The 9,505-nt window shown below is 75.2% G+C and carries 7 protein-coding genes; 3 read left to right on the top strand and 4 right to left on the bottom strand.

Annotated features, from left to right (window positions below; translation table 11 throughout):
• A complete protein-coding gene (locus tag PV341_RS01775; protein WP_500356459.1) occupies positions 1 to 2,532 on the top strand; it encodes a right-handed parallel beta-helix repeat-containing protein in 2,532 nt (843 codons plus the stop codon).
• Positions 2,533 to 2,628: 96 nt separating this feature from the next.
• On the opposite strand, the gene PV341_RS01770 is transcribed toward PV341_RS01775, so the two are convergent.
• Together PV341_RS01770 and PV341_RS01765 are read right to left on the bottom strand one after the other, a co-directional pair.
• The gene (locus PV341_RS01770) at positions 2,629 to 3,480 is read right to left on the bottom strand and encodes a hypothetical protein (RefSeq protein WP_500329369.1); all 852 of its coding nucleotides are present in this window, start codon (positions 3,478 to 3,480) and stop codon (positions 2,629 to 2,631) included.
• 102 nt (positions 3,481 to 3,582) lie between these two features.
• Positions 3,583 to 5,355, bottom strand: coding sequence for an MOSC domain-containing protein (locus tag PV341_RS01765; protein ID WP_500329370.1), 1,773 nt, complete (start codon positions 5,353 to 5,355; stop codon positions 3,583 to 3,585).
• 233 nt (positions 5,356 to 5,588) lie between these two features.
• Here PV341_RS01765 and PV341_RS01760 point away from each other — a divergent pair, with 233 nt between their 5' ends.
• A complete protein-coding gene (locus PV341_RS01760) occupies positions 5,589 to 6,335 on the top strand; it encodes a GNAT family N-acetyltransferase (protein WP_500329371.1) in 747 nt (248 codons plus the stop codon).
• Here the strand turns inward: PV341_RS01760 and PV341_RS01755 are convergent.
• Positions 6,332 to 7,219 (bottom strand): helix-turn-helix domain-containing protein, encoded by an 888-nt coding sequence (locus PV341_RS01755; protein ID WP_500329372.1) that lies wholly within the window; start codon positions 7,217 to 7,219, stop codon positions 6,332 to 6,334. The genes PV341_RS01760 and PV341_RS01755 overlap by 4 nt on opposite strands.
• 90 nt (positions 7,220 to 7,309) lie before the next feature.
• Between PV341_RS01755 and PV341_RS01750 the strand changes: the two genes are divergently transcribed.
• Positions 7,310 to 8,434, top strand: a complete 1,125-nt coding sequence (locus PV341_RS01750; protein ID WP_500356457.1) for a hypothetical protein — start codon at positions 7,310 to 7,312, stop codon at positions 8,432 to 8,434.
• Between the two features lie 18 nt (positions 8,435 to 8,452).
• On the opposite strand, the gene PV341_RS01745 is transcribed toward PV341_RS01750, so the two are convergent.
• Positions 8,453 to 9,505 (bottom strand): sulfite oxidase, encoded by a 1,053-nt coding sequence (locus PV341_RS01745; protein ID WP_500356469.1) that lies wholly within the window; start codon positions 9,503 to 9,505, stop codon positions 8,453 to 8,455.

Below are 9,505 nucleotides of genomic sequence, written 5' to 3'. Positions count from 1 at the left end.
ATGACCCGTCACACCGTGGCCCCCAAAGGACAAGGCGGCCGCGGCGCCTTCCACCGGATCGCCGACGCGGTGCGCGCCGCCGCCCCCGGCGACGTGGTGGTGATCGCCCCGGGCACCTGGACCGAGGCCGTGGTGCTGGACCGCGCCGTCGTGCTCACGGCCGAGCACGGCCGCGGCAGCGTCGTGCTGGCCGCGCCTCCCGGGGACCGGCCCGCGCTGACCGTCGACGGCCCGGACTGCGCCGTGCACGGCGTCACCGTGTGGGGCGCCGACGACGGCGCCCCCGCGATCGCCGTCTCGCCGGGCGCCGGGCTGGTCCTGGAGGACTGCGCCGTCGAGGGCGGCCGTATCCAGGCCCGCGGCCCGGAGGACGAGGAGAGCGGGACGACCGCCCTGATCCTGCGGCGCTGCCGCCTCGAACGCGCCCGGCTGGCCGGCCTGCACCTGGCCGGGGCGGTCCGCGCCCGGGTGGAGGACACCAGCGTCACGGGCGTGGACGGCACGGGCGTCGTGCTGTCGGGCACGGCCCGGCTGGACGCGGCCCGGCTGCGCCTGGACCGTACGACGGGATCGGGCGTCCGGCTGCGCGGCAGCGCACGCCTGCGGCTCGCCGACTCCACGCTGACCGGCACCGGCCGGGCCGGGCTGCTGCTGGAGGAGGCCGCCGAGGCCACGGCCGGCGAACTGCGGATCGAGTCGCCCGGCGCGGCCGGTGTGCACGTGACCGGAACGGCGCGCGCCGAGCTCACCGACTGCCGGATCCGCGGCGCCTCCGCCAGCGGGGTGGTCGTCCAGGACAACGGCGTGTTCAACGCGCAGGGCTGCGCCGTCGCCGACGCCGGCGCCAACGGGCTGCTGGTCACGGGCGCCGCGCAGGCCCGCCTCGCGGACTGCCGGATCGACCGCAGCGCCTTCAGCGCCGTCCACCTGTCCGGCACGGCCACCGGGCAGCTGACCGACTGCCTCGTCCGCGACTGCGCCGAGCACGGCGTCCACGCGGCGGGCGAGGCCCGCCTCGACCTCGCGGACTGCGGGATCAGGAACGTGGGCATGACCGGCGTCGCCGTGGACGAGCAGGCCGTGGCGACGGTCACCGGCTGCCGCATCGACGACGTCGCGACGGGCATCGGCGTCGGCTCGGCCTCCGAGAGCAGGGTCGAGCACACCACGGTCACCGGCACCAAGGACATCGGGGTGCGGGTCGCGACCGGTGGTACCGCGGTCCTCACCGGCATACGGGTCACCGGGGCGGGCGCGGCGGGCGTCGTCGTCGACAAGGGAGCCGAAGCCACCGTCAACGGCGGCTCGGTGGAGGACTGCGCGGGCTCCGGCGTCGTCGTGTGGACCGGGGCACGGCCCACGGTCGCGGACCTGCGCATCGACCGGCCCGCCAAGAACGGCGTCTTCCTCGCCGAGGGTGCGGGCGGCACCTTCACCTCCCTCGACGTGTCCGGCTCCGGGTTCCCGGCGCTCCACGTGGGCGCGGGGGCGGACCCCGTACTCCGGCACTGCCGGATCCGCGACTGCGCGGACGCGCTCGGCACGGACGAGGGCGCGGCCCCGCAGCTCGACGACTGCACCGCGGACGGCGTCCCGCTGACGTTCGGGGAACCCGCGGCCGCCCCGGCGGTGCGCGCCGCCCCGGGCGTACCCGGCGCCCCGCCGGCAGGGACGCGCCCGCCGGCCACCGCCGACGAGGAGGAAGCGCCCGAGGAGACCCTGGAGGACCTGCTGGGCGAGCTGAACGCCCTCGTCGGCCTCGACCGCGTCAAGCGCGACGTCGGCTCGCTGGTGAAGCTGATGCAGACGGTCCGGCGCCGTGAGGAGGCCGGGCTGCCCGCCCCGCCGCTCAGCCGGCACCTGATCTTCGCGGGCAACCCCGGCACCGGCAAGACCACCGTGGCGCGCCTGTACGGCCGGCTCCTGAAGGCGCTCGGACTGCTGCGCGAGGGCCACCTCGTGGAGGTCGACCGTACGGCCCTGGTCGGCGAGTACGTCGGCCACACCGGCCCCAAGACCACCGCCGCCTTCAACCGCGCGCTGGGCGGCGTGCTCTTCATCGACGAGGCCTACACCCTCGCCCCGGTCGGGGCCGGGAACGACTTCGGCACGGAGGCCGTCGGCACCCTGGTCAAGCTCATGGAGGACCACCGCGACGACGTCGTCGTCATCGCGGCCGGCTACCCCGGCGACATGGACCGCTTCATCAGCTCCAACCCGGGCCTGTCCTCCCGGTTCGGCCGCACGCTCCTCTTCGAGGACTACGCCGCGGACGAACTGGTCTCGATCGTCGAGTACCAGGCCGCGGAGCACCAGTACGAACTCACCCCCGCCGCCCGCGAGGAGCTCACCCGCCTCTTCGAGCTCCTCCCGCGCGGCGAGGGCTTCGGCAACGGCCGTTCCGCGCGCCAGATGTTCCAGGAGATGACCGAACGGCAGGCGCAGCGCGTCGCCGAGCTTGACGACCCGACCCCGGACCAGCTCATGGCCCTGCAGGACCAGGACCTCCCCCAGCCCGCGAACCGCGGCTGACCGCCCGGGGCCGCGTGGCGGTCCGGCGCGCGTGTCCGGGCCGCGGGCCGCTCGTGGTCCTGGCGGCCCAACGACCTCGCGCGGCCCGTGGCGGCGTCAGTCGCCGGGGGCGGGCGCGGCGGGGGCCAGGCGCGTCTCCATCCGGGCCACCACCTGCTCCTGGGCGCGGCGGCGCGCGGCGGAGAGCCTGCGGTCGAGGACGAAGACCGGCAGGAGCCACGCCCAGCCCCACACGACCAGCCCGTGGGCGAGGTCGACAGAGCGCAGCAGCGCGTTCGTGCCGTAGGCGAGGACGGCGGCGGCCGCCCAGGCAGGTGCCCGGTGCCGGGCGAGCAGTCGCAGGGGCGCCTTCGCCGGGCCGGACAGTTCGGCGAGCGTGGCCGCCAGCACGGCGGCCCGGTGGTCCTCCGGCCGGCCCCGCGACCATGCCTCGGCGCGGTGCCGGGCCTCCTCCGCCGTGCTGTCGCGCAGGGCGTGCGCGAGGTCGTCGCTCTGCGCCTGGGCGCTGCCCTGCTCCAGCCGGGCGGCCGCCGCCTGCATGCGGACGTCCTCCCACCACGAGCGCTGCGACCACCGCAGAGCCGCCTGGGCGCGCTCGGTCTCCGGGGCGTCGGGTGCGAGGCGCTCGAGCCGTTCCAGCAGGGTCCGCGCGCGGGCGGCCCGCCCGGGGTGCTCGAACGCGTCGGCGGCGAGGCAGAACCCGGCGTACCCGGCGAGCAGTCCGAGGTGGTCCGGGGCGAGTTCCAGTCCCGCCCGGAAGGCCTTCTCCGCCTCGTCGTCGTGGTCGTCCTCGTCCTCGCCGACGTGCCCGAGGGCCAGCCAGCAGTGGAGGTCGGCGGACGTGGGGTCCTGCCGCAGCCCTTCCCGGGCGGTCCTGCGCACCGCCGCGTGGCCGCCCGCGGCGTGGAGGTCGGCGCAAAGGCCCAGGTACTCGTCCGTCGTCGTCATGTGTCCCGCCCCTGAATTCGTGCGCCCCGTTCGGGGCCGCACCACTGTGTGGCATGCGAACGCGCACGTCAACGCGGATTCGGGGCTTCGGGGCGGGGCGTCCTACAGGTCGAGCACCACGTCCGTGCGCGGCTGCGAGCAGCAGATGAGGGCGTTGCCCTCGGCGGGTTCGTCGACGGGCTCCGGCGCGTATGCGACACCGCCCGTCAGGACCTGGGTCTCGCAGGTGTGGCAGACCCCGGTGCGGCACGACCAGCGGGTCGGCACGTCGCACGCCTCCGCGAGTTCGAGGAGCGTGCCGTACGCCGGGTGCCACGGCACGCTCAGGCCGCTGCGGGCGAAGGACACCGATGGACCCGTCGGCTCGCCGGGAGGGGCAGCGGGCGGGTGCGGGGTGCGGGCCGTCGCGTCGACCACGCCGGGGTTGATCGAGGACAGCGCGCCGAAGGTCTCCCGGTGGATGCGGTCCGCGGCCAGTCCCCCCGCTGCCAGCGCCTCCGCCATGTCGTCCATGAAGCCCTGCGGTCCGCAGATGTAGGCGTCCGCGTCCGGCGGCAGGTCCAGCGCGGCGATCCGCGCCGTGTCGAGCCGGCCCGCCCCGGTGTAGTCGGCGCCCGCACGGTCGCTCTCGCGCGGCCTGCTGTAGGCGATGTAGGCGTGCGCGCCCGCCATCTTTCCCACCAGGGCCCGGGACTCCGCGGCGAACGGATGGCTCTCGCCGTCGCGTGCCACGTGCAGCCACCACACCTCGCGCCGGCCGCACGCGTCGGCCAGCGCGTACAGCATCGCCATCACCGGTGTGGCGCCCACCCCCGCGGACAGCAGCACCACCGGCGTGTCGCCCTCCCCGAGGACGAATGTGCCGCGCGGCGCGGCGACGTCCAGCAGGTCGCCCTCCCGCACGTGCCGCCGCAGGAAGCCGCTGCCCGCGCCGTGCGGCTCCTGCTTGACGCTGATCCGGTACTCCGCCGCGCCGGGCCGCCCCGACAGGGAGTACGTGCGGATCAGCGGCGGCCCGTCGGGGTCCGGCCGCATACGGACGGTGAGGAACTGGCCCGGCATTCCGGCCGGCAGCGGACTGCCGTCCTGAGCGGCCAGCGTCAGCGAGAAGATGCTGCTGCTCTCGTCCCGGACCCGGGCCACCCGTAGCGGGCGGAAGCCCGGCCACGCCGGGGGAGGGGCCGCCGTGCCGGTCAGCCCGGGGTTGCCCGCCGCGCCGCCACCGTCCCCCGCCGGGGCGTCGAGCAGCGCCCGCATCGAGGCCTGCCACCCCGGGCTCAGCGCCGGGATGCGCAGGGCGCGCTCGACCTGGTCCCGGGGATGCCCGGGCAGGTACAGCAGCGCGTCGATGTCGGCAACGGTCATCGCCTCCGGCCCGGTCCCGAGCTTGACGATGTCGTCGCCCGCGGCGACCTCGCCCTCCTCCAGCACCCGCAAGTAGAAGCCCGGGCGCCGGTGGGCCACCAGCAGCGCGGCCATCCTGGGCTCCGCCATGCGCATCCCGACCCGGTAGCAGGTCACGCGCGGCTGCGTGACCTCGAAGACCGCGCCGCCGATGCGGTACCGGTCCCCGATGCACACCTCGTCGTCGGGCAGCCCGTCCACGGTGAAGTTCTCGCCGAAGTTGCCGAAGGTGAGGTCGTCCCGCCCGAGCTCCTTCTGCCAGTGGCGGTACGAGTCCAGCTGGTACACCAGCACCGCCCGCTGCTCGCCGCCGTGCCCGCCGAGGTCGCCCTGCCCGTCGCCGTCGATGTTGAGCCGCCGGACCATGCGCGGCCCGGAGACCGGCTCCTTCCAGACGCCCGTGTACGTCGTCCGGCCCTGCCACGGCACGTTCTTGGGCATACCGACGCTCACGGCGACCAGTGTGGCCATGCGCCATCTCCCTCGTAGCGCGAGCCCCCGCCTCCCGGCCACCGTATTACGCCCGTCGTGCCGCGCAACCCGGCCGAGGGGACGGTCCCCGGCGCCCCGGGGCGGGCGGTGCCCCGCGATCACCACCGCCTAGGGTGGGGATCCCGGCCCCGGCCGGGATTGCGGGCGGGCACGACGGTGTTCACCCACCCGACAGCCGCCGGCCCCTCGATGGACGGAGACCAGCACCACCCATGTCCACCACCGTTGATCACGCCCACCCCGCGGAGTCCGACGGCGAGCCCGCCCGGGCCGACGCGGCACCCGCCCTGGACAACCCGGTGTGGGCCGCCCTCACCGGGCCGCACGCCGGTTTCGCCGAGGTCCGCGGCCGAGCCGCCCGCTACCGGTCCGACGTGTCCGTCTTCGCGGGCCTCGCCGACCCGGCCGACCCCGCCGCCTGGGACGACCTGGCCCAGCTGCTCGGCCCAGGCGGTACCGCCCTGGTGACCGGCTCACCGGTGATCCCCGAGGGCTGGGAGGTCGTGGAGGGCGGCGAGGGCATGCAGATGGTCGACACCGCGCTCCACGCCGAGCACGCCCCGGAGGCCGTACGCCTCGGCCCCGCCGACGTCGACGACGTCATGGACCTGATCGCCCGCACGCGGCCCGGCCCCTTCCTGCCGAAGACCCTCGAACTCGGCACGTACCTCGGCATCCGGGAGGACGGCCGGCTGATCGCCATGGCCGGGGAGCGCATCCAGCCGCCCGGCTGGACGGAGATCAGCGCCGTCTGCACCCACCCGGACCACCGCGGCCGCGGCCTGGCGACCCGGCTGATGAGCGCCGTCGCGGCGGGCATCAAGGAGCGCGGGGACACCCCGCTGCTGCACGCCGCTGCGAGCAACACCAACGCGGTACGGCTCTACGAGTCGATCGGCTTCAGCCACCGCCGCCGCACCCTGTTCCTGCTGGTCCGCGCACCGGGAGCCCGGGCCTAACCCCGGTCGGTCCGCTTCTGGTGCTCGCCCGCCCGGGCGGGGGCCTCGGGGCGGACGGTCGCGTCGGCGGTGCCGGCGGCCAGTGAGCCGAGCAGGGCCAGCGAGCGTGCCGCCTCCGATCCGGGCTCGGCGTGGTAGATCACCAGGACCTGGCCCTCGGCGCCGTTGACGCTCAGCTTCTCCCGGTACAGGTCCATGTCGCCGACCTGCGGGTGCCGCATCCGGGCGATCGCGCCCTCGCGCCGGTGCACGTCGTGGCGCGCCCACAGCATCCGGAAACGGTCGCTCTTCAGCGAGAGCTCGCCCACGAGCGCGGCCAGCCGGGGGTCGTCGGGGTCGGGCCCGGCCACCGCGCGCAGACTCGCCACCGCGTTCACCGTCGCGGTCTGCCAGTCCCGGTGCAGCTCCCGCTCCTCCGGGTCCAGGAACGCCGCGCGGAGCCGGTTCACCCCCGGCACGTTGTTCGGCGACAGTGCCCGCGCCAGGGCGTTCGCGGCCAGGACGTCGAGGTACTTCCCCTGTACGAGCGCCGGCATCGGCAACTGCCCGAGCAACTGGAGGACGTGGCCCGGCACCTTCTCCTGCGCGGGGCGCCTGGCCCTGCGCGGCTTGGGTCCCACCAGCCCGATCAGGTACGCCGTCGCGTCGGCGTCCAGCCGCAGCACACCCGCGAGCGCCTCAAGGACCTGCACGGACGGATTGCGGTCCCGCCCCTGCTCCAGCCGGAGGTAGTAGTCCGAGCTGATGCCCGCGAGCATGGCGACCTCCTCGCGCCGCAGCCCCGGCACGCGCCGCAGCCCACCGCCGTTGAGGCCGACGTCCTCGGGCCGTACGAGTTCCCGCCGGGCCCGCAGGAAGTCACCGATCACATTCGAGGCGTCCATGCGCCCCACGCTAGTTCGCCCCCCGCCCCCGTGCCTGGCCCTGCCGCCCCCAGGAACGGCCCGCCGGTGACCGTCCGGGAGGATGGCCGCATGGCTGACGGGAACTCGGGCCTCGCCCGTGGGGACGTGCTCGACGAAGGACGTGCGCTGGCGCTGATCGGCGCCGCGTCCACTGTGGAGCGCCTCCCCGTGGGTGGTGCGACGATGATCATCGGCACCGCCGGGACGCTGATCATCGTGGCGGCGGGGGACGTACCGGGGCGCAGCGGTGTGTGGAACGCCCAGGAGCTTCGTCTGCTCGGCCCCGCACCGGCATCGGTGCTGGAGCGGCTCTGGGAGTGGGCCGGCTTCCATCTGCTCGTCCGCGTGGACGAGGGACTGCTCTACCTCGGCACGGGCCACGCGGAACAGATCGGTTCACACCTTCCTCCCGGCGGCACCGCGTACGAACTCGACGACTGCAAAATACGACCGGAGACGCCCCTCGGCCGGGCGCTGCTCCAGCGGGTCCGCCCGCCGCACCCCGTCGCGACCCGCCCCGGCCTGGAGTGGCTGGACCATGTGAACGGCGACCGTGCCCTCGCCCTGGAGCGGTTCGTCACGGGCTGGTACCCGGCCACCGCCGACGACGGGGAACCACCGGTCGTACCTGGCGGCTGCGCGGACCTGCCCGGAGGGCTCGGGCAGCTCTACCGACTGGCCGCGCGGCGTCCCGGCGTCCTGGGCGTCCAGAACCGCATGGTCGAAGACCCCGGCCGGGAGACCGACGTCTGCGGCGACATGCGTGTCCTCGGCGTCGAGAACCAGGGAGGGTTCCGCTGGTCCACGCTGTGGACGCCCGGCGAGCCCGAGGACGACCCCACCGTCTGGCACCGAGTGGACGACGAACCGCCGGTCGCCGAGAACGAACCCCTCAGCGGCTTCCTCCTCCAGTTCTCGCTCTACGAGGCCGCGATGGGCGCCGACTATGTGGCGCTGGCACACGGAATCAGCGGAGCCGAGGTCGAGCCGCTCACCCGGGAACTGCGCCCGGTTCCCCTCCGGCCCCTGGAGCCCAGGTCGGCCAGGCGTTTCCACGTGGCACCCGGGCTCGTCCTGAGCGTTTCGAAAGGGTGGAGGGAGAACGCGTACGACGTTCGGGCCGGAGCCACCGACCGCGGCGCTCTGGGGCCCCTGGCCCACGACGCCGTCGACTGGCTGCACTTCGACGCGTGACCCCGCGCCGTGCGGAGATCAGGCGCCGGCCTCCAGGCACAGCACCGGTACGCGCTGGACGAGGTTGTTGGCGAAGCCGCCGCGGTTCCAGGGCTGTTCCAGCGGCTGGGTGTGGCCCTCCGCGTCGGTGGCGCGGACGCTGAGCACGTGGTGGCCGGGCGTCGCCTCCCAGGTGGTGTGCCAGTGCCGCCAGGCCCAGGGGTGGCCCTCGTCGGCGAGTGCGGCCGCCTGCCAGGTGTGGCCGCCGTCCGTGCTCGTCTCGACGCCGACGACCGGCGCGCGGCCGGACCAGGCCCGGCCCTCCAGGCGCTGCGGGCCCGGCCGGACGACACGGGTGCGCGTCATGAAGTCGGGGAAGCCGGGCGGCACCATGAGGGCGCGCGGCGCGATGCGGGTCACCGGCTCGCCCGGCTCGTCGGGCTCCTGCCGGAAGCGGTACGCGACGGACTGCTGGAAACCGGTGAACGGCGTGTCCGTGAGCGTGATGTCGCGCAGCCACTTCACGTGCGCCATGCCGTACCAGCCGGGGACGACCAGGCGGACGGGGTGCCCGTGCTGCGGCGGCAGGGGCGCGCCGTTCATGGCGTACGCCACCAGGACCTCGGGGTCCTCGGCGGTGGCGGCCGCGACCGTGAGCGAGCGCTGGTAGTCCTGTTCGACCCCGCGCTCCACGCCGTGGTCGGCGCCGGTGAAGACCGCCTCGACGGCGTCGGGCTCCACGCCCGCCTCCCGCAGCAGCGTGCGCAGCGGCACGCCCGTCCAGTCGGCCGTACCGACCGCCTCGGTCAGCCAGGGCTGGCTGACCGGGCGCGGGGTCAGTCCGGCGCGGCCGTTGCCCGCGCACTCCATGGTGACCCGGTGCGTGACGGCCGGATACCGGCGCAGGTCGTCCACGGACAGGTCCAGCGGGGTACGGACCCTGCCGCCGACGGTGAGCCGCCAGGTCCTGGCGTCGGCCGGCGGGATGTCGAAGTGGACCAGTACGTAGTGCAGGCCGGGCGGCGTGACGTCGTAGCGCAGGGCCTCCAGGGGGAGCGCGTGGTTGCGGGCCGCCAGGCCCAGTTCGTCCAT

Source organism: Streptomyces sp. PA03-1a, assembly GCF_033792805.1.
GTDB lineage: Bacteria > Actinomycetota > Actinomycetes > Streptomycetales > Streptomycetaceae > Actinacidiphila.
The sequence above is the reverse complement of the archived record's forward strand: the minus strand, read 5'-3'. Positions and strand labels throughout refer to the sequence as shown.

Bases quoted from the DNA above. Each gene is read 5' to 3' on its own strand.
- PV341_RS01755 (WP_500329372.1), bottom strand. From the start codon at position 7,219: ATGGACGCCTCGAATGTGATCGGTGACTTCCTGCGGGCCCGGCGGGAA.
- PV341_RS01770 (WP_500329369.1), bottom strand. From the start codon at position 3,480: ATGACGACGACGGACGAGTACCTGGGCCTTTGCGCCGACCTCCACGCC.
- PV341_RS01760 (WP_500329371.1), top strand. From the start codon at position 5,589: ATGTCCACCACCGTTGATCACGCCCACCCCGCGGAGTCCGACGGCGAG.
- PV341_RS01750 (WP_500356457.1), top strand. From the start codon at position 7,310: ATGGCTGACGGGAACTCGGGCCTCGCCCGTGGGGACGTGCTCGACGAA.
- PV341_RS01765 (WP_500329370.1), bottom strand. From the start codon at position 5,355: ATGGCCACACTGGTCGCCGTGAGCGTCGGTATGCCCAAGAACGTGCCG.
- PV341_RS01775 (WP_500356459.1), top strand. From the start codon at position 1: ATGACCCGTCACACCGTGGCCCCCAAAGGACAAGGCGGCCGCGGCGCC.
- PV341_RS01745 (WP_500356469.1), bottom strand. From the start codon at position 9,505: ATGGACGAACTGGGCCTGGCGGCCCGCAACCACGCGCTCCCCCTGGAG.